The organism is Streptomyces sp. NPDC086519, assembly GCF_040686075.1.
GTDB lineage: Bacteria > Actinomycetota > Actinomycetes > Streptomycetales > Streptomycetaceae > Streptomyces > Streptomyces shenzhenensis.
Map to the genome: position 1 here is coordinate 29396 of NZ_JBFBJL010000029.1, position 23616 is coordinate 53011.

At 71.2% G+C, this 23616-nt stretch carries 20 protein-coding genes and 1 tRNA gene; 11 read left to right on the forward strand and 10 right to left on the reverse strand.

What is annotated here, in order from left to right; genetic code table 11:
* Nucleotides 1-96: 96 nt before the first annotated feature.
* Nucleotides 97-3090 carry a bifunctional [glutamine synthetase] adenylyltransferase/[glutamine synthetase]-adenylyl-L-tyrosine phosphorylase gene (locus AB0P24_RS26265; RefSeq protein ID WP_365798008.1) on the reverse strand — a complete coding sequence of 998 codons (2994 nt, stop codon included), beginning with the start codon at nucleotides 3088-3090 and terminating at the stop codon, nucleotides 97-99.
* Between the two features lie 289 nt (nucleotides 3091-3379).
* Between AB0P24_RS26265 and AB0P24_RS26270 the strand changes: the two genes are divergently transcribed.
* The 4 genes from AB0P24_RS26270 to AB0P24_RS26285 all read left to right on the forward strand — a co-directional run bounded on the left by AB0P24_RS26270 (nucleotide 3380) and on the right by AB0P24_RS26285 (nucleotide 7802).
* Nucleotides 3380-4252, forward strand: a complete 873-nt coding sequence (locus tag AB0P24_RS26270; RefSeq protein ID WP_365798175.1) for an alkaline phosphatase family protein — start codon at nucleotides 3380-3382, stop codon at nucleotides 4250-4252.
* A gap of 1 nt (nucleotide 4253) precedes the next feature.
* Nucleotides 4254-5528, forward strand: coding sequence for an MFS transporter (locus AB0P24_RS26275; protein WP_365798010.1), 1275 nt, complete (start codon nucleotides 4254-4256; stop codon nucleotides 5526-5528).
* Nucleotides 5525-6544, forward strand: coding sequence for a TolB-like translocation protein (locus AB0P24_RS26280; RefSeq protein WP_365798012.1), 1020 nt, complete (start codon nucleotides 5525-5527; stop codon nucleotides 6542-6544). Before AB0P24_RS26275 ends, AB0P24_RS26280 begins: the two co-directional genes overlap by 4 nt.
* Nucleotides 6545-6617: 73 nt before the next feature.
* Nucleotides 6618-7802 carry a PP2C family protein-serine/threonine phosphatase gene (locus tag AB0P24_RS26285; protein ID WP_365798014.1) on the forward strand — a complete coding sequence of 395 codons (1185 nt, stop codon included), beginning with the start codon at nucleotides 6618-6620 and terminating at the stop codon, nucleotides 7800-7802.
* Nucleotides 7803-7865: 63 nt separating this feature from the next.
* Here AB0P24_RS26285 and glnA read toward each other — a convergent pair whose 3' ends face one another.
* Nucleotides 7866-9227, reverse strand: a complete 1362-nt coding sequence (glnA, locus tag AB0P24_RS26290; RefSeq protein WP_181802311.1) for a type I glutamate--ammonia ligase — start codon at nucleotides 9225-9227, stop codon at nucleotides 7866-7868.
* Nucleotides 9228-9566: 339 nt separating this feature from the next.
* Here glnA and AB0P24_RS26295 point away from each other — a divergent pair, with 339 nt between their 5' ends.
* The gene (locus AB0P24_RS26295; RefSeq protein ID WP_365798017.1) at nucleotides 9567-10736 is read left to right on the forward strand and encodes a globin domain-containing protein; all 1170 of its coding nucleotides are present in this window, start codon (nucleotides 9567-9569) and stop codon (nucleotides 10734-10736) included.
* 122 nt (nucleotides 10737-10858) lie between these two features.
* Here the strand turns inward: AB0P24_RS26295 and AB0P24_RS26300 are convergent, their stop codons facing one another.
* Nucleotides 10859-11314, reverse strand: coding sequence for an Rrf2 family transcriptional regulator (locus AB0P24_RS26300; protein ID WP_365798019.1), 456 nt, complete (start codon nucleotides 11312-11314; stop codon nucleotides 10859-10861).
* 168 nt (nucleotides 11315-11482) lie between these two features.
* Here AB0P24_RS26300 and AB0P24_RS26305 point away from each other — a divergent pair, with 168 nt between their 5' ends.
* From AB0P24_RS26305 to AB0P24_RS26315, 3 genes are all read left to right on the forward strand, one after another.
* Complete coding sequence (locus AB0P24_RS26305; RefSeq protein WP_365798021.1) at nucleotides 11483-12154, forward strand: DUF3105 domain-containing protein; 672 nt, start codon at nucleotides 11483-11485, stop codon at nucleotides 12152-12154.
* Between the two features lies 1 nt (nucleotide 12155).
* Complete coding sequence (locus AB0P24_RS26310) at nucleotides 12156-12794, forward strand: DUF305 domain-containing protein (RefSeq protein WP_365798023.1); 639 nt, start codon at nucleotides 12156-12158, stop codon at nucleotides 12792-12794.
* A 307-nt stretch (nucleotides 12795-13101) separates the two neighbouring features.
* Nucleotides 13102-15057: a S53 family peptidase gene (locus tag AB0P24_RS26315; RefSeq protein WP_365798025.1), complete on the forward strand. Its 1956-nt coding sequence runs from the start codon at nucleotides 13102-13104 to the stop codon at nucleotides 15055-15057.
* 132 nt (nucleotides 15058-15189) lie between these two features.
* On the opposite strand, the gene AB0P24_RS26320 is transcribed toward AB0P24_RS26315, so the two are convergent.
* A complete protein-coding gene (locus tag AB0P24_RS26320) occupies nucleotides 15190-15465 on the reverse strand; it encodes a DUF397 domain-containing protein (RefSeq protein WP_365798027.1) in 276 nt (91 codons plus the stop codon).
* Nucleotides 15437-16321, reverse strand: a complete 885-nt coding sequence (locus AB0P24_RS26325) for a helix-turn-helix transcriptional regulator (RefSeq protein WP_365798029.1) — start codon at nucleotides 16319-16321, stop codon at nucleotides 15437-15439. The genes AB0P24_RS26320 and AB0P24_RS26325 overlap by 29 nt, the downstream gene beginning before the upstream one ends.
* A gap of 112 nt (nucleotides 16322-16433) precedes the next feature.
* Here AB0P24_RS26325 and AB0P24_RS26330 point away from each other — a divergent pair, with 112 nt between their 5' ends.
* Both AB0P24_RS26330 and AB0P24_RS26335 read left to right on the forward strand, forming a co-directional pair.
* Complete coding sequence (locus AB0P24_RS26330) at nucleotides 16434-16661, forward strand: hypothetical protein (protein ID WP_365798031.1); 228 nt, start codon at nucleotides 16434-16436, stop codon at nucleotides 16659-16661.
* A complete protein-coding gene (locus tag AB0P24_RS26335; protein WP_365798033.1) occupies nucleotides 16658-17086 on the forward strand; it encodes an ATP-binding protein in 429 nt (142 codons plus the stop codon). The genes AB0P24_RS26330 and AB0P24_RS26335 overlap by 4 nt, the downstream gene beginning before the upstream one ends.
* 232 nt (nucleotides 17087-17318) lie before the next feature.
* On the opposite strand, the gene AB0P24_RS26340 is transcribed toward AB0P24_RS26335, so the two are convergent.
* The gene (locus tag AB0P24_RS26340) at nucleotides 17319-19064 is read right to left on the reverse strand and encodes a S8 family serine peptidase (RefSeq protein ID WP_365798035.1); all 1746 of its coding nucleotides are present in this window, start codon (nucleotides 19062-19064) and stop codon (nucleotides 17319-17321) included.
* Nucleotides 19065-19197: 133 nt separating this feature from the next.
* Nucleotides 19198-19692 (reverse strand): hypothetical protein, encoded by a 495-nt coding sequence (locus AB0P24_RS26345; RefSeq protein ID WP_365798037.1) that lies wholly within the window; start codon nucleotides 19690-19692, stop codon nucleotides 19198-19200.
* Between the two features lie 459 nt (nucleotides 19693-20151).
* Between AB0P24_RS26345 and AB0P24_RS26350 the strand changes: the two genes are divergently transcribed.
* Nucleotides 20152-20223, forward strand: a tRNA-Gln gene (locus AB0P24_RS26350).
* Between the two features lie 82 nt (nucleotides 20224-20305).
* Here AB0P24_RS26350 and AB0P24_RS26355 read toward each other — a convergent pair.
* From AB0P24_RS26355 to AB0P24_RS26365, 3 genes are all read right to left on the reverse strand, one after another.
* Nucleotides 20306-20920, reverse strand: coding sequence for a Uma2 family endonuclease (locus tag AB0P24_RS26355; protein WP_365798039.1), 615 nt, complete (start codon nucleotides 20918-20920; stop codon nucleotides 20306-20308).
* A 159-nt stretch (nucleotides 20921-21079) separates the two neighbouring features.
* Entirely contained in the window at nucleotides 21080-22303 is a 1224-nt protein-coding gene (locus AB0P24_RS26360; protein ID WP_365798041.1) for an MFS transporter, read from the reverse strand.
* Between the two features lie 149 nt (nucleotides 22304-22452).
* Nucleotides 22453-23505 (reverse strand): endonuclease/exonuclease/phosphatase family protein, encoded by a 1053-nt coding sequence (locus AB0P24_RS26365; protein WP_365798043.1) that lies wholly within the window; start codon nucleotides 23503-23505, stop codon nucleotides 22453-22455.
* Between the last annotated feature and the right edge of the window lie 111 nt (nucleotides 23506-23616).

Below are 23616 nucleotides of genomic sequence, written 5' to 3' on the forward strand. Positions count from 1 at the left end.
GCGGGACCGCACCTGTGTGCGGCTCCGCCGCGTGGGCGCGGGCAACCACGACACGGCCGCACCCGTGACACGACCGAACGCCCCCCGGTCAATCCCCTACGCCCCGTAGAAGAGCTCCTCCACAACCGCCCTGGCCCGCCGCGCAGTCCGCCGGTACGCGTCGAGCATGTCCCCGGCATGCCCGTCCCCGTATCCCAAGTACCGTCCGACCGCGGCCAGCTCCCGGCTCTCGGAAGGGAACGTGTCGCCGGCCCGCCCCCGCACCAGCATCACGGCGTTGCGCACCCGCGTCGCCAGCACCCACGCCTCGTCCAGCGTCCCGGCCTCCTCGGCCCGCAGCAGCCCCGCCGCCTGCGCCGCGGCCAGCGCCGCCCGGGTGCGGGTGGTGCGCAGCCCCGGCTCGGCCCACCCGTGCCGCAGCTGAAGCAGTTGCACGGTCCACTCCACGTCGGACAGCCCGCCCGGCCCCAGCTTGGTGTGCAGCTTCGGGTCGGCCCCGCGCGGCAGCCGCTCGGACTCCATCCGGGCCTTCAGCCGCCGGATCTCGCGCACCGCGTCCTCGCCGAGGCCCTCCGCCGGATACCGCAGCGGGTCGATCAGCTCGATGAACCGGCGCCCCAGCTCCTCGTCCCCGGCGACCGGTTCGGCCCGCAGCAGGGCCTGCGACTCCCATCCCAGCGACCACCGGCGGTAGTACGCCGCGTAGGACTTGAGCGTGCGCACCAGCGGCCCGGACTTGCCCTCCGGGCGCAGGTCCGCGTCGATGAGCAACGGCGGGTCGGCGCTGGGGATCTGGAGCAGCCGGCGCATCTCGGCGACGACCTTGTTGGCCGCGTCGGTGGCCTCCCGCTCGGCGACGCCGTCCCGCGGCTCGTGCACGAACACGACGTCGGCGTCGGAGCCGTAGCCGAGTTCGTGGCCGCCGAAGCGACCCATGCCGATGACGGCGAACCGGGTGGGCAGGGTGTCCCCCCAGCCGTCCCGGACCACCGCCCGCAGGGTCCCCGCCAGGGTCGCCGCCGTCAGGTCGGAGACGGCGGCGCCGACCCGGTCGACCAGGGCGCCCTGGTCGGCCTCGGCGGGCTTGGTCTCGGTGCCGTAGGAGTCGACGATGTCGGCGGCGGCCGTGCGGAACAGCTCGCGGCGGCGCACGCCACGGGCCGCCCGCACGCCGTCCTCGGCGTTGTCGGCGCGGCCGACGGCGGCGAGGATCTCCTGCTCCAGCTGGGCGCGGCCGCGCGGCTCCAGGCCGCCCCCGTCGCCGTCGCCCAGCAGCGCCACCGCCTCCGGGGCGCGCATCAGCAGGTCGGGGGCGAGGCGCCCGGCGGACAGCACGCGCGCGAGGTTCTCGGCGGCGGCGCCCTCGTCCCTGAGCAGCCGCAGGTACCAGGGGGTCTTGCCGAGGGCGTCGGAGACCTTGCGGAAGTTCAGGAGGCCCGCGTCCGGGTCGGCGGAATCCGCGAACCAGCCCAGCAGGACGGGCAGCAGGGTGCGCTGGATGGCGGCCTTGCGGGTGACGCCGGAGGCGAGGGCCTCCAGGTGGCGCAGGGCGGCGGCGGGGTCGGCGTAGCCGAGGGCCACCATGCGCTCCCGGGCCGCCTCGGCGCTCAGCCGGGCCTCGCCGGGGGCGAGCTGGGCGACGGCGTCGAGCAGCGGGCGGTAGAAGAGCTTCTCGTGCAGGCGCCGTACGACACCGGTGTGCTGCTTCCACTCGCGGATCAGCTCGGTCACCGGGTCGGTGCGCAGGCCCAGCGAGCGGCCGAGGCGGCGCAGGTCGGCCTCGTCCTCGGGGACCAGGTGGGTGCGGCGCAGCCGGTAGAGCTGGATGCGGTGCTCCATGGAGCGCAGGAAGCGGTAGGCGTCGTCGAGCTGGACGGCGTCGGCGCGCCCCACGTAGCCGCCGGCGGCGAGCGCCTGGAGGGCGTCCAGGGTGGTACCGCTGCGCAGTGCGGCGTCGGCCCGGCCGTGCACCAACTGCAGTAGCTGGACGGCGAACTCGACGTCGCGCAGGCCGCCGGGGCCGAGCTTCAGCTCGCGGTCGATCTCGGCGGCCGGGATGTTCTCCACCACGCGTCGGCGCATCTTCTGCACGTCGGCGACGAAGTTCTCGCGCTCGGCGGCCTTCCAGACCAGGGGGTCGAGGGCGGCGACGTACTCCTGGCCCAGGTCGAGGTCGCCGGCGACCGGGCGGGCCTTGAGCAGGGCCTGGAACTCCCAGGTCTTGGCCCACCGCTGGTAGTAGGCGAGGTGGCTGCTGAGCGTGCGCACGAGGGGGCCGTTGCGGCCCTCGGGGCGGAGGTTGGCGTCGACGGGCCAGATCGACCCCTCCACCGTGGTCTCGGAGCAGATCCGCATCATGTGCGAGGCGAGTTTGGTGGCGGAGCGCAGGGCCTTGCTCTCGTCGGCGCCGTCGGCGGCCTCGCCGACGAAGATGACGTCGACGTCGGAGACGTAGTTCAGCTCGTGGCCGCCGCACTTGCCCATGGCGATCACCGCGAGCCGGCAGGCGGCGGCGTCCCCGGGGGCGGCGGCCTCGGCGAGGGCGAGCGCGGCGCGCAGGGTGGCGGTGGCCAGGTCGGCGAGTTCGGCGGCGGTCTGGGCGACGTCCGTCGTCCCGCACACGTCCCGGGCGGCGATGGACAGCAGGCAGCGCCGGTAGGCGACGCGCAGGGAGACCGGGTCGGCGCCCTCGGCGAGCCCGCGTTCGAACTCGGCGACGCCGGGGTGCAGGTCACGGGGCTCGTAGGTGACCAGGGCCTCCCAGTCGCGCGGGTGCCGGGCGAGGTGGTCGGCGAGGGCGGCGGAGGCGCCGAGGACACCCAGCAGGCGGTCCCGCAGCGGCTTGGCCGCTATCAGGGTGTCGAGCAGCTCCCGGCGGGCGGTGGGGCCGGGCTGGGCCTCCAGGAGCCGCACCAGGCCGTGCAGGGCGAGGTCGGGGTCGGCGGTGGCGCCGAGGGCTTCGAGGAGCACCGGGTCGTCGCGCACGCCGGCCAGCTCGACGCTGTCCAGCAGCCGCTCGGCGGCCGAGGCATCGGTGAAGCCGTGCCGCAGCAGTCGCGTGAAGGTACTGCTCCTGCGCCCCGGCGTCATCCGCGGCCTCCCTCCGGATCAAGGTCGTCCCCGCCCGAGCCTAACCGCAGACCCCGTCACGAGCGCCGACGAGTGGTGGGCGGGATCGTGGTCGTACCGGCCGGCGCTCCAGGGAGGCATCGTGCGCGAACCCGAGGCGGGAGTAGTTCATCCGGTCTTCACCTGTCTGGCCGAGCGCGGCGGCGCGGTGGATTATTGGCGTGTGCATGCTCAGTCCCCGCACCGCCACCAGGCTTTCCCTTCCCCAGCACCGGAGGTTGATGTGTCCGGCAGTTCCGCACGTCCGGCGATGATCCGCCGCGCCCGTACGGCGGTGGCCTCGGCCACCGCCCTCACCGCGGCCGCGATCGGTCTGTGGACCGGGCTCGGCGGCACGTCCGCGCAGGCCGCGAGTGCCGTACCCGCCCCGGACCACGTGATCGTCGTGGTCTTCGAGAACCACGCCTACAGCCAGGTCATCGGCTCCTCCAGCGCGCCGTACATCAACTCGCTGGCGACCGGCGGCGCCAATCTGACCCAGATGTACGCCGAGACCCACCCGAGCCAGCCCAACTACTACGCGATGTTCTCGGGCTCCACCCAGGGCATCACGGACGACAGCTGCGTCACGCCCGGCTTCTCCTCGGCGGCGAACCTGGCCTCCGAGCAGCTCGCGGCCGGCCGCACCTGGGCCAGCTACAACGAGACCCTGCCCAGCCAGGGCTCCACCACGTGCAGCAGCGGCAAGTACGCGCAGAAGCACAACCCGTGGTTCGGCTTCAGCAACGTACCGACGTCGACCGCGAAGACGTTCGCCCAGTTCCCGACCGACTACACCACCCTCCCCCAGCTGTCCTACGTGATCCCCAACTTGTGCAGCGACATGCACGACTGCTCGGTGTCCACCGGTGACACCTGGCTGAAGAACAACCTCGGCGCGTACGCCACCTGGGCCAAGACCCACAACAGCCTCCTCGTCGTCACCATGGACGAGGACAACCGCCTGGCCGGCAACCGCATCCCGACGGTGCTGTACGGCCAGCCGGTCACGGCGGGCTCGACCTCGTCCACCACGTACGACCACTACGACCTGCTGCGCACCCTGGAGGACAGCCAGGGCCTGACCGCGCACGCGGGCAACGCGGCGTCCGCGTCCGACATCACCGGGATCTGGGCGTCCTGACGTGTACGTAGCGGACAGCCGCGCGAGCACTCCGGCGACGGCGTCCGTGGAAGGTGCCGCCCGGCCGGCGACGGCCGGGCGGTACCGCTCCACGATCGCGCCCACCGTCCTCGCCCTCGGCACGGTCAGTCTGGTCACGGACGTGTCCTCCGAGATGGTCACGGCGGTCCTCCCGCTGTACCTGGTGGCGGGCCTGGGCCTGTCCCCGCTGGGTTTCGGCCTCCTCGACGGCGTCTACAACGGCTTCTCGGCGGTCGTACGCCTGGTCGGCGGCCACCTCGCCGACCGCGGCGGCGGCCGCCACAAAGGGGTGGCGGCCGCGGGCTACGCCCTGTCGGCCCTGTGCAAACCCCTCCTGCTGATCGCCCACACCCTCACCCCCATCGGCCTGATCCTGGCGGCGGACCGCACCGGCAAGGGCCTGCGCACGGCCCCCCGGGACGCCCTGATCTCACTCTCCAGCACCCAGGAGACCCGGGGCCGCGCCTTCGGCGTGCACCGCGCGATGGACACGGCGGGCGCCCTGCTCGGCCCCCTGGCCGCGTTCCTCATCCTGCGGGCGACGGTGGACGGCTACGACGCGGTGTTCACGGTGAGCTTCTGCGTGGCGGTGCTGGGCGTGCTGGTCCTCGTCCTGTTCGTTCCGTCCGGCGGCCGTACGGAACCGGCCGCCCCCGGCGCGCGCCCCACCCTGCGCGCGGCACTCGGCCTGCTGGCCGACCGCGACCTGCGCCGCATCACCCTCTGCGCCCTCCTGCTGGGCCTCGCGACGGTGAGCGACTCCTTCGTCTACCTGCTGCTGCAACGCCGGCTCGGCGTCCCGGACCGCTGGTTCGCCCTTCTCCCCCTCGGCACGGCGGCCGCGTTCCTCCTCCTGGCCGTCCCGCTGGGCCGCCTGGCGGACCGCTGGGGCCGCTGGCGGGTCTTCCTGGCCGGCCACGCGGCCCTGCTGCTCGCCTACGTGCTCCTGCTGGCGTCCTGGCACGGCTCCGCCCTGCCGTACGCGGTGCTGGCCCTGCACGGCACGTTCTACGCGGCGACCGACGGTGTGCTGATGGCGGCCGCGTCGGACAGCGTGCCCCAGGCACTGCGCTCGTCCGGTCTCGCGCTGGTCCAGACGGGTCAGGCGGCGGCGCGTTTCGCCTGCTCGCTGGGGTTCGGGGCGGCCTGGACGCTGTGGGGCGACCGTACGGCCCTGAGCGTGTCGGCGGTGGCCCTGGCGGTGTGCGCGGTGTACGCCCTCACCCTCCGGCCCTTCCGGGAGGCCGCCGTATGACCGTCCGCTCCCGCCTCCTGATCCTCCTCTCGGCGCTGGCGGTCCTGGCGGCCGTCGCCCTGGCCTCCGTCCTGCACGCCTCCGCCCGGGCGGAGCGCCGCGACCACACTCAGGCGGGCGGCCCGAAGGTCACCCCGGGGACGGTGACGCTGACCACCCCCGGCCGCATGGTCTTCCGCAACATGGCCTGGGGCCCGCACCGGGACGAACTCTCCACGGTCCCCGCCGCCTCCCCCGCCGGCCCCCGTACCGCCTCCGGCGTGAAATGCCTGCGCTTCTACGCCGCCGCGGGCACCGGCGTCTGCCTCCAGGCCGTCCACGGCCCGGTCTCGGACACCTACCGCGCCCTGATCCTGGACGCGAACCTGCGCGCCACCGCCCACTACGACGTCCCGGGCATCCCGTCCCGCGCCCGGGTCTCGCCCACCGGCCACTACGCGGCCTGGACGGCGTTCGTGGGCGGCGACTCGTACGCGGGCACGAACTTCTCGACCCGCACGGCCATCGCCGACACCCGCACCGGCCGGCTGATCCCCTCCCTGGAGGAGTTCCGGATCGTCAAGGACGGCCGTCCCTACCAGGCCGCGGACGTCAACTTCTGGGGTGTCACCTTCGCGCCGGACGACCGCACCTTCTACGCGACGCTGGCGACGAAGGGCTCGACCTACCTGATCCGGGGCGACCTCGCCACCCGCACGGTCACCACACTCCACGCCAATGTCGAATGCCCGTCCCTCTCCCCCGACGGCACCCGTATCGCCTACAAGAAACGCGTACGGGGCCTGCCCAAGGACGCCCCTTGGCGCCTGTACGTCCTCGACCTCCGGACGATGCGCGAGACCCCGCTCGCCGAGACCCGCAGCGTGGACGACCAGGCGGTGTGGAAGGACGGGCACACGATCGTCTACGCCCTGCCGGGCGACTACGGGGCGGACCTGTACGCGATGCCGGCGGACGGCACGGGGAAGCCGCGGCGGATCAGCGTCTCGGCGGTGTCGCCGGCGTACGTCGGCTGACCCCGGGAATGGGGAGCGCCTCGTCCTGCGTTTCCGCTGGCAGGCACAGAGCACACCAGTACCGGAGCACGACGTGAGTACTGCCACCATCGCGAGTTCAGTGGTCGAGGGCGTGCGGGCGTGGCGCCGTTCCGCCCTGCGGCTCCTGTGGGTGGCCGGTCCCCTGCTGCTGATCATCGCGATCCCGGTGGCCGACGGGTTCCTGCCGCCGGACGTGCATCTCGCCCACCTGCTCGTGGTCGCGGTGGCGGTCACCGCGGTCGGCAGCGGGCCGCGCGCCACCGCGCTGATCGGGGCGCTGGCGGTCCTCGCGCTGGTCTGCGCCGGCCTGGAGCGACGCACCCTGGCCACCGAGAGTGTCCTCGTCGAACTCTCCGCCCTCCTGGCCGTCTGCGCCTTCCTCGTCCTCTTCGCCCGGCTGCGGGACCGTCGCGAGCGCGAACTCGTCCGGGTGCGCTCGGTGTCCGACGCGACCCAGCGTGTCGTCCTGCGGCCGTTGCCGAAGCGGGCCGGGCCGGTCACTCTCGCGTCGCACTACCGCAGCGCGGAAGCGGACCCGACCATCGGCGGCGACCTGTACGCCGCCGCCCGGATCCCCGGCTCCACGCGACTGCTCATCGGGGACGTCCGGGGCAAGGGACTCCCCTCGATCAGTGACACGGCGATCGTGCTGGGCGCCTTCCGCGCCGCCGCACACCGCCGGATCCCGCTGCCCGAGCTGGTCGGCTACATCGAGGACGCCGTCCGGTGGGGGCTCGCGGAGTTCTCGGAGCCGGACGAGGACGCCGCCGAGCGCTTCGTGACCGCCGCCGTCCTGGACATCCCGGACGACGAGCCGGTGGTGCATCTGATCAGCTGCGGGCACCCGCCACCGCTCCTGTTGCGCGGCTCCACCGGGACGGCGCTGGCGCTGACGGTCCCCGAACCGTCGCCTCCGCTCGGCCTCGGGGTATGGCCCGCCGACCCGCACGGCACGGACAGCACGGACAGCGCCGACGGCCGCTACGCACCGGCGACCTTCCCCTTCGAGCACGGCGACAGGCTGGTCCTGTACACGGACGGCGTCAGCGAGGCCCGGAACGCGGACGGCGAGTTCTATCCGCTCGCGGAGCGCGCCGCGGTCTGGGCGGACAACGCGCCAGGCCTGCTCGTCGAGCAGCTCGCCGCGGACGTCCGGGCGTACACGGACGGCCGGCTGAACGACGACCTGGCCATGGTCGTCCTCCAGCGCGACCGGACGGTGTCACGGGCCGCCTGAACCCCACAGCGGGGAACTGCGGCGTCCTGAGGAACGGGAAAAGCCGTGCCCCGCGCTCCGCTCCTACAGCACCGGCAGGTTCTTCCGCAGCTCGAACGCGGTCACCTCGCTGCGGTACTCCTCCCACTCCTGCCGCTTGTTGCGCAGGAAGAAGTCGAAGACGTGTTCGCCGAGGGTCTCGGCGACGAGGTCGCTGTTCTCCATGAGGGTGAGGGCCTCGCCGAGGTTCTGGGGGAGCGGTTCGATGCCCATGGCGCGGCGCTCGGCGTTGGAGAGGGCCCAGACGTCGTCCTCGGCGCCCGGCGGGAGCTCGTAGCCCTCCTCGATGCCCTTGAGGCCGGCGGCGAGCAGGACGGCGTAGGCCAGGTACGGGTTGGCGCCGGAGTCGATGGAGCGGACCTCGACGCGCGCGGAGCCGGTCTTGCCGGGCTTGTACATGGGGACGCGGACCAGGGCGCTGCGGTTGTTGTGGCCCCAGCAGATGTAGGAGGGGGCCTCGCCGCCGGCGCCGGCCGTGCGCTCGGAGCCGCCCCAGATGCGCTTGTAGGAGTTCACCCACTGGTTGGTGACCGCGGAGATCTCGGCGGCGTGCTGTAGCAGGCCCGCGATGAAGGAGCGGCCGACCTTGGAGAGCTGGAACTCCGCGCCCGACTCGTAGAACGCGTTGCGGTCGCCCTCGAAGAGGGAGAGGTGGGTGTGCATGCCGGAGCCGGGGTGCTCGGAGAACGGCTTCGGCATGAACGTCGCCTGCACCCCCTGCTCCAGCGCCACCTGCTTCATGACCAGCCGGAACGTCATGATGTTGTCGGCCGTGGAGAGCGCGTCGGCGTAGCGCAGGTCGATCTCCTGCTGGCCGGGCGCGCCCTCGTGGTGGGAGAACTCGACCGAGATGCCCATCGACTCCAGCATGGTGATCGCCTGGCGGCGGAAGTCCATGCCGACGCTGGTGGGCGTGTGGTCGAAGTAGCCCGAGTTGTCGGCCGGGGTGGGGCGGGAGCCGTCCAGCGGGCGGTCCTTCAGGAGGAAGAACTCGATCTCGGGGTGGGTGTAGAAGGTGAAGCCGAGGTCGGAGGTGCGGGCCAGGGCCCGCTTCAGGACGTACCGCGGGTCCGCGAAGGACGGGGAGCCGTCCGGCATGAGGATGTCGCAGAACATGCGGGCCGTGCCGGGGGTCTCCGCGCGCCACGGGAGCACCTGGAAGGTGGACGGGTCCGGCTTGGCGATCATGTCGGACTCGTAGACCCGGGCGAAGCCCTCGATCGCGGAGCCGTCGAAGCCGATGCCCTCGTCGAAGGCCTGCTCGAGCTCCGCCGGGGCCACGGCGACTGACTTGAGGAAGCCCAGCACGTCCGTGAACCACAGGCGTACGAACCGGATGTCGCGCTCCTCCAAGGTCCGGAGCACGAACTCCTGCTGCTTGTCCATCTTCCGCTTCCCCATCCTTGCTGGTCAGGCCGCCTGTCTCCCTGTCCCGCGGGAGGCGGTCGGGCACCTGAGCATCACACCACAACAGCATTTCATGCGCGTTGCGCACCTTGATCGCCCGAGCGACCTCGGCCTGAACGGCTCTCGTACGGCAGGTGTCCTGCCCTGCCGCCCATCTTGCCTGCTCGCAGCGACATCCGTAATGGCCGATTCGGTTTCCGGGCCGCAGGCGGGTGACGGAGACCACGGCCGATAAATTTGAATCTCAGATGCAAGTTTTAATAGCGTCTGGGACAACGAGCCGTTCGGTCGAACCACGCCGAGCCACAAGGAGCCCCGATGCTGTCCGAGCCGTCCGCCGCCACCGTCCGCGCCACCCTCCCCGTAGTGGGCGCGGCCATCGGTGAGATCACGGAGCGTTTCTACGCCCGTCTCTTCGACGCCCACCCCGAGCTGCTGCGGAACCTCTTCAACCGCGGCAACCAGGCCGCCGGCACCCAGCGCCAGGCCCTCGCCGGCTCCATCGCCGCGTTCGCCACCCACCTGCTGGACCACCCGGACCAGCGACCCGACGCCCTGCTGAGCCGCATCGCCCACAAGCACGCCTCCCTGGGCGTCACGCCCGCGCAGTACGACGTCGTCCACGAGCACCTCTTCGCCGCCATCGCCGAGGTGCTCGGCGAGGCCGTCACCCCCGAGGTCGCGGCCGCCTGGGACGAGGTCTACTGGCTGATGGCGAACGCGCTCGTCGCGATCGAGAAGCGGCTGTACGAGGAGAACGGCGGCCTGGAGGGGCTGCGGCCGTGGGAGGTCGTCGAGCGGGTCGTGGAGACCGCCGACGTGGTGACCTTCCGGGTGCGGCCGGTGGACGGCGGACCGGCGGTGCGCGGCTTCCGGGCCGGGCAGTACGTCTCCGTGGGCGTCACCCTCGCCGACGGCGCCCGCCAGATACGCCAGTACAGCCTCTCCGGCGCGCCGGGCGAGTCGGTCCGCCAGTTCAGCGTCAAGCGCGACGGCGAGGTCTCCCGCCACCTGCACGCGCACGTGCAGGTGGGCGACGTCCTCGAACTGTCGGAGCCGTACGGCGACCTCGTCCTGGGCGACGCCGCCGAGCGCCCCCTGCTGCTCGCCTCCGCCGGTATCGGCGTGACCCCGATGGTGGCGATGCTCGCCGCGCTCGCGGCCGACGGCCACTCGGCCCCGGTGACCGTCGTGCACGGCGACCGCTCCCCCGCCGACCACGCCCTGCGCGCCGACCACGGGACCTACGCGGCCAAGCTCCCGGACACCGCCGTCCACTTCTTCTACGAGCGGGACGCCGAGCCCGGCACCCGCACCGGCCTGGTCGACCTCGCCGGCATCGAGGTCGCGGCCGGCACCCGCGCGTACCTGTGCGGACCGCTCCCCTTCATGCGCGCGGTGCGCACCCAGCTGATCGAGAAGGGCGTGGCTCCGGCGGACATCCACTACGAGGTGTTCGGCCCGGACCTGTGGCTGGCGGCGGCTTGAGCATCAGCGCCCCGTAAGGGGCGCGGGACCCTGTCCGGTATGCGGCTGCCGCCGCACGGGCGCGACAAGCCACGACGGCACCGCGGCCGCCGACGGCAGCCCGCAGCACCCCCGTGGGCGCCTCAGACCGCCCCCGGCCTCTTGGAAATACCGAGCAGCAAAGGTCCCGTCGGCTCCACCACCATGTCCGCCACCGTCACCGGGTCCAGGGTCGCGAAGAACGCCTCCTGGGCCCGGCGCAGGGCACCCCGGAGGCGGCAGGCGGAGTTGAGGGGACAGGGGGCTGCGTTGGTGGCGGTGCCGTCGCAGTCGACGACGTCGCCGTCGCCCTCGAACCTCCGCACCAGCGCTCCCACCGAGGCCGTACGGCCCTTCTCGGTCAGCGTGAGCCCGCCGCCCCGGCCCCGCCGCGCGTCGACCAGCCCCAGGTGCTGCAGTTCCGCGACCACCTTCGCGGCGTGCGTGTACGGCACGTCCATGTCCGCCGCGACCTCGCGGGTGGTGGGGCTGGAGCCGCCCGCGACGGCGAGCCGCATCAGGAGACGCAGAGCCAGGTCGGTGGAGCGCAGCAGCCGCATACCAGCCAGCGTAGGTAATACGCATCCGCGGTTCAAATAATCGGTTTCCTGTCGGACAGGGATCTTTCCAGTTCTTTCCTGTGCCCGCCCTACGACCGCCCCCGCCTCCCCCACTACGATCAGCGGGCCCCATCCTCCACGTCCCTTTCCCCCAAGAAGGACACGGTCATGGCCACCGCCAAGAAGAGCACCAACGCAGCGCGCAAGGCACGCATAGAGGAGATGCGGCGTGCCGAACAGGCGCGTGAGCGGCGCAACCGGATCCTGACGATCGGCGCGAGTGTCGTGGTCGTCGCCGGTCTCGTCGTCGGCGGAGTGGTACTCGTCAACTCGCAGTCGGGCAAGAGCGACAGCGCGAGCGACACGAAGGGCGGCTCCGGGGACTCCGGGCACTTCGTGACCGGCAGCGACGGCGTGCGGACCTGGACGGGCAAGCTGTCCCGCACCCACGTCACGGGGACCGTGGGCTACCCGATGCACCCGCCGGTCGGCGGCAACCACAACCCGGTCTGGCTCAACTGCAACGGCAACGTCTACACCGAGGCCGTGAAGGACGAGAACGCCGTGCACGCCCTTGAGCACGGCGCGGTCTGGGTGACGTACACCGACAAGGCGAAGAAGTCGGACGTGGACAAGCTGGCGGCGAAGGTGAAGCAGACGCCGTACTCGCTGATGAGCCCGTACGCGAACCAGACCTCGCCGATCGAGCTGTCGGCGTGGGGGCACCAGCTGAGCGTGACGAGCGCCGACGACCCGAAGGTCGGCAAGTTCTTCGAGACGTACGTGCAGGGCAAGCAGACCCCGGAGCCGGGTGCCTCCTGCACCGGCGGGACGATGTGACGTGAGGAAGCACATCGGCTGGATCGCCGGGACGGCCGCGGCGGCACTGGTCGCGGCCGGCGCGATCACCTACGCGGTCGCCGAGGACGGCGGCGGGGGCGGGGGCGGGGGCCTGAGCGTCCCGAGCGCGGACGGGGCGGACGCCGGGTTCGCGCGGGACATGGCGGTCCATCACCAGCAGGCCGTGGAGATGTCGTACCTGGTCCGCGACCGCACGAAGAACGCGGAAGTGCGCCGGCTCGCCTACGACATCGCGCAGACGCAGGCCAACCAGCGCGGCATGCTGCTGGGCTGGCTGGATCTGTGGGACCTGCCGAAGGTCTCGGCGAAGCCGCCGATGTCCTGGATGGGCATGGGCGACATGCCCGAGCGCGGGGACGGTTCGCTGATGCCGGGCATGGCGACCGACACCGAGCTGAAGAAACTGGGGACCCTGAACGGCAAGCAGGCGGAGATCTTCTACCTCCAGCTGATGACGGACCATCACAAGGGCGGCATCCACATGGCCGAGGGGTGCGTGGCCAGGTGCACCATCGCGGTGGAGAAGAGCCTCGCCCAGGGCATGGTGGACGCGCAGCAGTCGGAGCTGACGGCGATGAAGCAGATGCTGACGGAGCGGGGCGCCAGGCCGCGCGACTGAACCGCCGCGCAGAGGACACCCAACCGCCTTACCAGGTGGGCGATTTGTCGACTTAACGGCACCGCAAGCGTTCAGCAACAATCGCAATCGATCTGTAATGTTCTGCGCGCCGTCGAAAGTGGACCAAAAGCCCCTAATCAACGCCCACTTGGGATTTCCTTGGCTTTCTCATTCCCCTGACATGAACAGTTCGCCGAAAGAGTGACCTCCACCGTGTGATCCATTCACGGGCCGTTCCGCCGCAGGCCTCCCGGTGATCACGGACGACCGACCACTCCATGCGACGAACCGCATAGCAGGGGGCAGTATGAGATCCAACCGTGCCAAGGTGCGGGCCAGCGTGAGCATGGCAGCGACACTGCCAATGATCGCCGGCGCGCTCGCACTCGGCATACCCGCGGCGCACGCCGCGGACAGCCCGGCCCGTGAGGCCCTGAAGGGCACCAAGCCCACGTGGGCCACGGCCAAGGCGGACAAGGGCGCAACCTCCGACAGCGCGCAGGTCAAGGCCCGGGTCTACCTGGCCGGCCAGGACGCCAAGGGCCTCGCGGCCTACGCGAAGGCGGTGTCCGACCCCAGCTCGCCGCTCTACGGCAAGTACCTCAGCGCCAAGCAGGTTCAGGCCCGCTACGGCGCCACCAAGGCCCAGGTGAAGGCCGTCAAGTCCTGGCTGACCGCGTCCGGCCTGACGGTCACCGAGGTCACGCAGCACTACATCACCGTCACCGGCGACGTGTCCGCCGCCGAGAAGGCGTTCGGCACGCAGCTGCACAACTACGCCAAGGGCTCCAAGACCTACCGCGCCCCCGCGAAGACCGCCTCGGTGCCGGCCTCCGTCAGCTCCGCCGTCCTGACCGTCACCGGCCTGGACAGCGCGCCGCACAAGGCGAGCCACGACGACACGCTGCCGCCGCCGGACTCCGTGTTCAAGAACTCCGGGCCGTTCTCCTCGTACTACGGCTCGAACATCGCAACCACGCTGCCGGACGCGTACGGCACGAAGATCCCGTACGCCGTCCAGGGCTACACCGGCAAGCAGTTGCGGGCCGCCTACGGCGCCGGCAAGTACACCGGCAAGCACGTGCGCGTCGCGATCACCGACGCGTACGCCTCGCCGACCATCGCCTTCGACGCCGGCACCTACGCCAAGGCGCACGGCGACGCGGCCTGGAAGACCAGCCAGCTGCACCAGGTGCTGCCGGACACCTACACCAAGACCGAGGAGTGCGGCGCGGCCGGCTGGTACGGCGAGGAGACCCTCGACGTCGAGGCCGTGCACGCGGTCGCGCCGGACGCCGACGTCACCTACGTGGGCGCCGCCTCCTGCTACGACGACGACCTGCTGGCCTCGCTCAGCAAGGTCGTCGACAACCACCTGGCCGACATCGTCTCCAACTCCTGGGGCGACATCGAGGCCAACCAGACCCCGGACCTCGCGGCCGCCTACGACCAGGTGTTCCAGCTGGGCGCGGTGCAGGGCATCGGCTTCTACTTCTCCTCCGGTGACAACGGCGACGAGGTCGCCAACACCAAGACGAAGCAGGTCGACACGCCGGCCAACTCCGCGTGGGTGACCGCGGTCGGCGGTACCTCGCTGGCCGTCGGCAAGGGCGACAAGTACCTGTGGGAGACCGGCTGGGGCACCGAGAAGGCCTCGCTGTCGGCCGACGGCAAGAGCTGGACCAACTTCCCCGGCGCCTTCACCTCGGGCGCGGGCGGCGGCACCAGCAAGACGGTCGGCGAGCCGTACTACCAGAAGAACGTCGTCCCGACGGCGCTGGCCACGGCCAACAGCGCCGCCGGCAACCGGGTCGTCCCCGACATCTCGGCGATCGCGGACCCCAACACGGGCTTCAAGGTCGGCCAGACGCAGACCCAGGCGGACGGCACCGAGGCGTACAGCGAGTACCGCATCGGCGGCACGTCGCTGGCCGCGCCGGTCATCGCCGCCGTCCAGGCCCTCGCCCAGGAGGCGCGCGGCGGCAAGGCGATCGGTTTCGCCAACCCGCTGATCTACTCCAAGTACGGCACGAAGGTCTACCACGACGTCACGGACAAGCCGACCGGCAAGGACCTCGCGGTCGCCCGCGTCGACTTCGCCAACGGCTACGACGCCACCGACGGCCTGCTGACCTCGGTCCGCAGCCTCGGCAAGGACAGCTCCCTGTCCGCGGTCAAGGGCTATGACGACGTGACCGGCGTCGGCACCCCGGCGGCCGGCTACGTCGAGTCGTACCAGTCGCAGGCGCACCGCAAGCACTGATCCGCCGCGCGGCCCAGCGAAGGGGCGTGAGGTCCTGACGGACCTCACGCCCCTTCGTGTTCCGGTCAGAAGTCCTGGTACGCGACCCGTCGGCCCGACGCGTTCAGAGGCTCGGGCGAGATCGCGTTGCGCCTACTTGAGGGAGGCTATGAAGGGGCCCCAGGCGGCAGCGGTGAGGACGAGGACGGGCCCCTGAGGTGCCTTCGAGTCGCGGACGGGGACGAGGCCGGGGATGTCGTCGGCGACCTCGACGCAGTTGCCGCCGTCGCCGTTGCTGTAGCTCGACTTGCGCCAGAGGGCGGCGCCGGGGAAGTCGCGGGCGACCTCGACGCAGTTGCCGCCGTCTTCGTTGCTGTAGCTGCTCTTGAACCAGAGAGCGTCACTCAAGTCGATCCGGCTGCTTGCCATTTCGGTATTCCCCTGCCGCTGCCTCGATCATGGCCAGGGACGTCTCCGGTGACAGTGCGACGGCCCTGAGCCGATCGTATGCCTTGCGGTACTGCTTCACGAGGGCCGGATCATCGATGGTGTCCCCGCTGTAGGACGCCTCGGTGTACACCAGCGGCGGGGCGTCCGGGAACGTCATGACCATGATGGAGGCCGCCATCAAGGGATACGCCCCGGTCTTCCGCGGGACGATCTGCGGAACGATCCGGCGGCGCCCGGCCAACTCCGCCACGCGACCCAGTTGTTCGGCCATCTCCTGCGGCGGCAGGATCGCATCAGTGATCAGCGACTCGTGCAGGATCGCCCAGTACTCCGGAGTGGAGTGGTCCTCCTCGAACAGCCGGGCGCGGGCGAGACGGGCCCGCACCTTCTCCTCGACCCACTCGTCGACCGCCGCCGGGTGAGCCGACCAGACCAGGGCCCGCGCGTACGAGGCGGTCTGAAGCAGCCCCGGAAAGGTGCTGGGGCACCACTCCTCGATGGACTCGGCGTGCTTCTCCGCCTCCAGGACCTTCTCGAAGTACGACGCATGCGGACCCCTCCTCGCCCTCCGCACATCCTCGCAATGCCGCTCGAAGTACCCGTCCGTCCCCAGCACCCGATCCACATGCCGGGCCAGTTCCAACGGCATCCGCCGCTCGCCGCGTTCGATGTCACTGAGGTGGGACTTGCCGTAGAAGCTGCCCTCGACGAGCTTCTCCAGGGAGAGTCCCGCCGCCTCCCTCTTCCACCTCAACTCCTTGCCGTAGAAGCCGGGGACGCTCGAAGAGCCGTCGATGTCCTTGCGTCGGGCCACGCGCTCACCGCCGTAACTCATGGGGCTGTTTCCGCAGTTCGCGTCGCGTACGCGAATGCCCTTCCACGGTAGCGAGCGGGGCGACAGTCTGTGAGGAATTCGTCACACAGCGCACAGAAGGTAGTCCGGTCTCATGCCCGATCCCTCCCCCACCGCTTACGACGTCGCCCTCTGCGTCGAGGACCTCCGCACCGCCCTGGCCGAACACGGCATCTCGCTCCCGTCCCTCCGCGTCGACCTCGCGGGCTTCGCGGGCACGTACTCCCCGCCCGCCGGCCTCGTCGCGCTCGGGAACTGCAACACAGCGACGGCACGGGCGCTCGCCCTCGCGCTCAGGAAGACGGCGGGGGCAGAACGATGACGACGCATCTCGAACTCCACCTGGCGGCCACTGCGAAGGCGGCACCGGAGCTGCGTCACATGCTCCGCGACCACACCTTCGATGTCCGGCTGTGCGCAACGGAGTTGCTGACGAACGTGATCGAGCACGTCGGCGAGGGAACGCCGGTCACCGTCCGGGTCATGGGCACGCACGAGCACGGCCGTACCCGGATCGAGGTGACCGACTCCGATCCACGGACGCTGCCCGTCCTGCTCCCCGCCACGGAGACGGAGGAATCGGGGCGCGGCCTGGCCGTCCTCAAGGCGCTGACCGATCGCTGGGGCGTGGACCGGGGCCCGGACCGCAAGACGGTCTGGTGCGAGATCAGTCATCCGGCCCTTCGCGAGGAATCCCCGCCGCGGCTTTCGCCGCAAGCGACAACAGGCCGGCATCGAGGACGATGAGACGATGAAGAAGGCCGACCGGCCCCCGTTCCGCTCGGCCACTTCACGAACCTTCATGTGCGCGTACGCCGGCAGGTCGTCGCGGAGCCGCTGTTCGGCTGACTCGCCGGGCGGAGGGGCGTGGGGTCCTGGTGACCTCACCCCCTCCGCAGGACGACGAGCGGAAGGCTTTCGCCCCGGCCGGAGTACCCGGAGGGTCCGGAGTTTCCGGCTCGCGGGCCGGGAGAGGGAGCTACCCGGTCATGGACGGGGCGAAGGGGGACAGGGCCGGGCCGAGCTGGGTGCTGTGGGCCAGGCCGAGGGCGGCAAGAGCGTCGGGTACGCCGCACCCGGTACGGGCCGCGTCCAGTGTTCCCGGTGCGGCGAGCGGGCGGCAGCTGGCGGCGAGAATCCCGAAGAGGTGCTGCACGCGGCCCGGCCCCCGGGGCAGCGATTGGCCGTGGAAGTCCTCGTGGTGGGCCAGCACGAGCGCGGCCAGGCCCGCGATGTGGGCGGACGCGGTGCCGGTGCCGTCGAGGGCGGTGTAGCCGCCGTCCGGGGAACAGGACAGGACCGAGACGCCGGGGGCGGCCGCGTTCACTCCGGGACCGTGGCAGCTGAACGGCGCGGCGAACAGCCCCTCCGGGCTCAACTGCGGCCCGATGTGGGTGGCGTGGGAGGTGTCGGGCGGGTAGGTGCCGAAGGCTCCCAGGGCGCCCACGCCGAAGACGGTGGGCAGGGAGGCGGGGAAGAAGACCGGTCCGCCGCTGTCGCCGACCGGAGCGATGCAGGCGATGCCCGCCGCGGTGGCATCGGCGAGTTTGCGGGAGACCAGCGACGAGGGGTACGGGGTCGCCACCTGGATGTGGGCGATGTCGACCTCGTGCTCGACGCAGTGGTCCAGGGCTGCGATCAGGTCGCTGAAGTGGCCGTCGGGCATGATCTCGCAGACCTCGAGTTCGGCGTCGACGGCGATGCCGATGACGCCCTTGCCCGTGTCCGCCCCGGCGATGATGCCTGCCGCGTGGGTGCCGGTGCCGACCGGATCGTGGGACCAGCCCTCCTTCGTGCCGCGCACGAGGTCGATGCCGGAGCGCACCCGTTGCTTGAGGTCGGGGTGGTCGATGCTGACGCCCGTACCGATGACGGCGATCTTGGTGCCGAAGGCACGGAACGTGGGGGGCAGCCGGTCCAGCCGCATGGCCTGCTGGCCCCAGCCGTAACTCTGCCGCTGTTCCAGTTCCGGGTAGACCTTGGTCAGCGGGGTGAGGGTGACCAGGTTGTCCTGGGTCGCCGAGAGTTCGGGGCGGTGGATCCAGCGGTCCGTGTAGCCGCCCGCGGGCCGCACGTACAGTGCCTGCACGGACTGCGCGGTCTCCGTCGCCAGCGTGAGGGTGGCCCTCCCGTCGGGGCCGGTGACGCCCTGGCTCGGCCATGCCGCCCCGATCAGGAACACCCCCGCACCGGCCAGCGGTTCGCCGTCCGGACCGCAGACACTGATCGAGACCCGAAGGGGCTCCTCCAGCGGCATGACCAGCCCCGGGTCGCGCAGCGGCAGCAGCCCCGCGGCCGGCATGGCGACGGGTACGGCCGTGGACAGCGGCAGATCCGGCTCGATGTGCACATGCAGCGACCGCATCGCCGGTACCTGGGCTTCGGCGGCCTCGACGACCACGAGTTCGGGGCACGAGGGCTGCACTCCCGCCGAATGCAGCTTGTCCGACGGGGTGAGTCTGCGGACCACCGTGACCTCGGGCATCCGCTCCAGCTGGTCGCACATCGCGTCCATGCCGAGTTCGGGCACTCCCAGGGGCAGCAGTTGCTGCGGCAGCGGGGTCACCAGGTAGCGGGACCGGCGCGGCTGTACCGCGATCGGCGACGGTCCGCCCTTCTTGCGTGGCGTCGTTTTCTCCTCGGGGCCCGGCCCGCCGGCCCCCGCACCCTCGGATTCGCTCTGGCGGCTGCTCCTGGGCTTGCTTCCGGGCCTGTCTTTGACCATTACATCCACCTCAACCATGCCTACGTCGGTTTCTGCGCTTCTGATCCGTATGACGGGCGGCTCGTGCCTTCCGTGGCTGTGCGGTGTGCCCGGGAACCGGTCCCGGGCACACCGCACAGGGCACTGCCTTGCGTCAGCCGATACCGAAGTGCTGACCCATCGGGCCGAAGCCGGGCTGCTGGTACTGCTGCGGGTACTGCTGGCCGAACGACTGCTGGCCGAACCCGCCGCCCCACGGCTGCTGGCCCTGCTGACCCTGCTGGCCCTGCTGACCCTGCTGGCTCTGCTGGCTCTGCTGCACCAGCGTCAGGATCGCGGTCGGCAGCGCCTGCTGCACGGCCTGCTCCACGGCGCTGCGCACGCCCTGGACCAGGGTGTGCTGGAGCGCGACGGCCAGGTAGGGGTGGGCGTGGTGGGCGATGCCCTGCTGCTGCAACTGCTGCTGGACCTGGTGCAGCTGCTGCAGCGTCTGCTGCATGCGCTGCGCGATCTGCTGGCTCGCCTGCTGGCAGGCCTGCTGGATGGACTGCTGGACGACCTGCGCGAGCTGCTGCTGCGGCCCGGCGAACTGCTGGCCGAACTGCTGGCCGAACTGTTGCAGGGGCGGGGTACCGGTCATCACCGACATGAATACTCCGTTCGATGTCACAGGAAGGCAAACATAAGACACTCTGTTTACCTTTTCGGAATATTTCCGACATGGCGAAGTTATGGCCACGCCGCGCCGTCCCGCAATCGGGCGAGCCGATCGGCGCGAGGAATCCCCCGATCGGCTCCGGTGACCGGCGAACCGGCCCCGGACGCCGCAGGATGAGCTTCTGTCCGAAGGCGCCGAACCGACCGCGCCGACCTCGCCACGCCCCTGCCGGCCGGTGGCGCGGCAGGGGGCTTCGAGGACCGGCGGCGTACAGGACCGGCCGAAGCCCTCGGCGGGTCCGGGAGGAGAGCACGGTCAGGACTCCGGTCGACACACCCCGCGCACCTCACGGCGCACCGCGGGGAGCGCGGATAGGTTGGGCACGGCCCTACAGCGACTCGCGGCAGGGCGACGCCCGGCTGACCGAGCTCCCGCGGTCTTCGGTGCGAATGGGATATGGGGTAATTGGCAGCCCGACGGTTTCTGGTTCCGTTAGTTCAGGTTCGAGTCCTGGTATCCCAGCAAGCGCGAAGCCGCCCCTCCGGGACAGGAGGGGCGGCTTCGGTTCACGACGTGAGGCTCGCCGCCGGGGAGGCGGACGCGGTCAGGTGGCCTTCTTCTGGGCGGCCTTGAGGATCTGGTCGACATCGAGGACGACCTGGGCGCCGATCGACCGGGGCAGCGTGACGGACTCGCCCGGCGAGTACGGGCGGTGGTGCTCGTACTGCTCCCCGCCGGGATCGGTGAGCACGTGGACGCGCTGGTGCTTGCGGTCGACGATTACATAGACCGGAACCTTGGCCTGGGCATATGCGACGGCCTTGGTCTTCAGGTCGTCCTTCCAGTTGCTGGAGGTGACCTCCAGGACGAGACGGAAACAGACCGGGTCGTAGGCGTTGTTCTCGACGAGGTGGTCGTCGATGTCGGCGTCCACGATCGCGAGGTCGGGGATGGCGTAGTCCTCGGCCCCGGTGGGAAGCCACAGGCCGACGTTCTGGAGGACCTCGGTTTCCTCTCCGTGCAGACCGGCTGCGATGAAGGGAATCATCAGGCCGGTCAGGGCACGGGCGTGCGGGGCATCCGGTGATGGGGTCACGAGGAGGTGGCCTCCGATGATCTCGACTCGGTAGCCCGGATGCCGTTCCATGATCTCGTCGGCGATGGCCGTGAGCGAGAACGGCTCGTCGTCGAAGGGCTGCTCGATGGCTGCGGCGGACATCGCGTGCCTCCCAGGGGCCGGTGTCGAGAGCATCATCGTAGGCAGATCAGGCCGTCGGCGTCCCATCCGAACCGCTTCACCCGAAGGTGAGCGCTCCTCCCCTGCCCGTTGACGGCCGGACGCGCGGCGCGCACCGGCGACCGGCCGGGACACGGGCGGTCAGGAGGAGTGCGCCCACTCCGCGGTCTCCGGAACGTGCGAGGCGACCACCCGGTCACGGCCCGCCGCCGGGATGTCCCGGCGCCGGTCCGCCGCGTACGCCACGCTCGCCACGCCCAGGCCCAGTACCGCCAGCGCCGCGCCCGCCAGCGCCGGGGACGTGACGCCGAAGCCCGCGGCCAGGGCCACCCCGCCGATCCAGGCGCCGCCGGCGTTGGCGAGGTTGAAGGCCGCCTGGTTGGCGGAGGAGGCGAGGGAGGGGCCCGCGGCCGCCCGCTCCATGACCATCAGCTGGAGGGGCGAGCCGGTGACGAAGGCCGCCACGCCCAGCAGGACGACCGCGAGGGCCGCGCTCCACTCCGCCCGCATCAGGACCGGGAAGAGGAGCAGCACCGCGACCATCGACACCAGGCCGCCGAACAGCGTGCCGCGCATCGCGTGGTCGGCGAGGCGGCCGCCGGCCAGGTTGCCGATCGTGGCGCCGACGCCGAAGAGGGCGAGGAGCAGGGTGACGTTCGAGGCGGCGTAGCCGGCGGCGTCCGTCAGCATCGGCGTGATGTAGCTGTACGCGGAGAAGAGCGCGCCGAAGCCGACCACCGTGGTGGCCAGGGCCAGCCAGACGGGCAGGGAGCGCAGGGCGGTGAGTTCGCCGCGCAGGCCGGACGCCGGGGCCGGGGTGTGCGCCGGGTGGATCAGGAAGAAGACGGCGGCCATCGCGGCGACGCCGATCAGGCTCACGCCCAGGAAGGTGGCCCGCCAGCCGAGGTGCTGGCCCATGAGGGTGGCGACCGGGACGCCCGCGATGTTGGCGACGGTCAGGCCCATGAACATCAGGGAGACGGAGCGGGCCTTGCGCTCCGGTGCCACCACACTGGTGGCGACGACCGCGCCGACGCCGAAGAAGGCGCCGTGCGGGAGGCCGCTGAGGAAGCGGGCGGCCAGCAGGGAGTCGTAGCCGGGAGCCAGCGCGGAGAGCGCGTTGCCCGCGACGAACAGGGCCATCAGGGAGATGAGGACCGTGCGGCGGGGCAGGCGCGCGGTGAGCGCGGCCAGGAGCGGGGCGCCGATGACGACGCCCAGCGCGTACGCCGAGACCAGGTGGCCGGCGGCGGGGATCGAGATGTGCAGGTCGTCGGCGACGTCGGGCAGCAGGCCCATCATCACGAACTCGGTGGTGCCGAGACCAAAAGCGCCGACGGCCAGGGCGAGCAGGGCCAGAGGCATGAAGGGCTCTGCCTTTCGGGGAGCAGGGTTTCCGTGCGTTCTAAGTTCAGCTACGGAACAAAGTCTCCCAGGCCGAGTATTCCGCCAGGTTACGGCGTGGTGTCCAGTTGTCCTTACAAGGGCGAGAGCAAGCGGGTGACCAGCGGTTTCTACGAACCCGATGTGGTGAGGTTCACCCGTGCGGCGACCGGGAGGTGGTCGCTGCCGGTCCTCGGGAGGGTCCAGGAGCTCTCCGGCTCCACGCCCTTGACCATGATCTGGTCGATGCGGGCCATCGGGAACGAGGCCGGCCAGCTGAACCCGAAGCCGCTGCCCGCCGCGCCCTGCGTGGAACGCATCTGCGAGGTGACGGCGTTGAGGGAACGGTCGTTCATCGTGCCGTTGAGGTCGCCGAGGAGGATCACCCGGGGCAGGGTCTCGTCGACGATGGCCTCGCCCAGCGCGTCCGCGCTCGTGTCGCGCTGCCGGGCGGTGAAGCCGGCGTTCATCTTGACGCGGACGGAGGGGAGATGGGCCACGTAGACGGCGAGGGGGCCGTGCGGGGTGGCGACGGTGGCCCGCATCGCACGCGTCCAGCCGAGCTTGATGTCGACGGCCTTCACTCCGGTGAGGCGGTACTTGCTCCACACTCCGACGGTGCCCTCGACCGCGTGGTACTTGTACGTCGACGCCAGCGCCTTCTCGTACGTCGGCACGGCCGTCGCCGTCAGCTCCTCCAGGGCCAGCACCCCGGCGCCGGAGGCGGCGAGCCGAGTGGCCGTACCGGTCGGGTCGGGGTTTTCCGCGTTGACGTTGTGGGTGGCCACCATGAAGTCGCCGCCGGTGCCCTGTTTGTCGGTGAGCAGTCCGCCGAACATGTTCAGCCAGACGATCGCCGGGAGCAGTACGGCGATCAGCGCGGTCGCCGACCTGCGCAGCAGGCCGAGCAGGAGCAGCACCGGGATCAGCAGGCCGAGCCAGGGCAGGAAGGTCTCGGTGAGACTGCCGAGGTTGCCGATCCTGTTGGGGATGCGGGAGTGCAGCAGCATCACCCCGGCGAGGAGCAGCGCCACCACCGCGGTGACGACGCCCCGGCGCCAGATGCGCGGATCGTCGCGCCAGCCGGACAGCATTCTGTTCACCAGGCGCCGGAACCGGTCTCCCCGGCGCTCGGGTCCCGAGCCTCCGTTGTCCGTCTCCGTCATGTACGCCTGCTGCGCCATACCGTCTGCCTCACAACCTGCCGTGCACACCGTCGTCCCCCGGATACGACCCTAGGGGATGATCGGCTCCTCTCCCGCCCTCACATGACGGCCGTACGGAAGACGAGGACG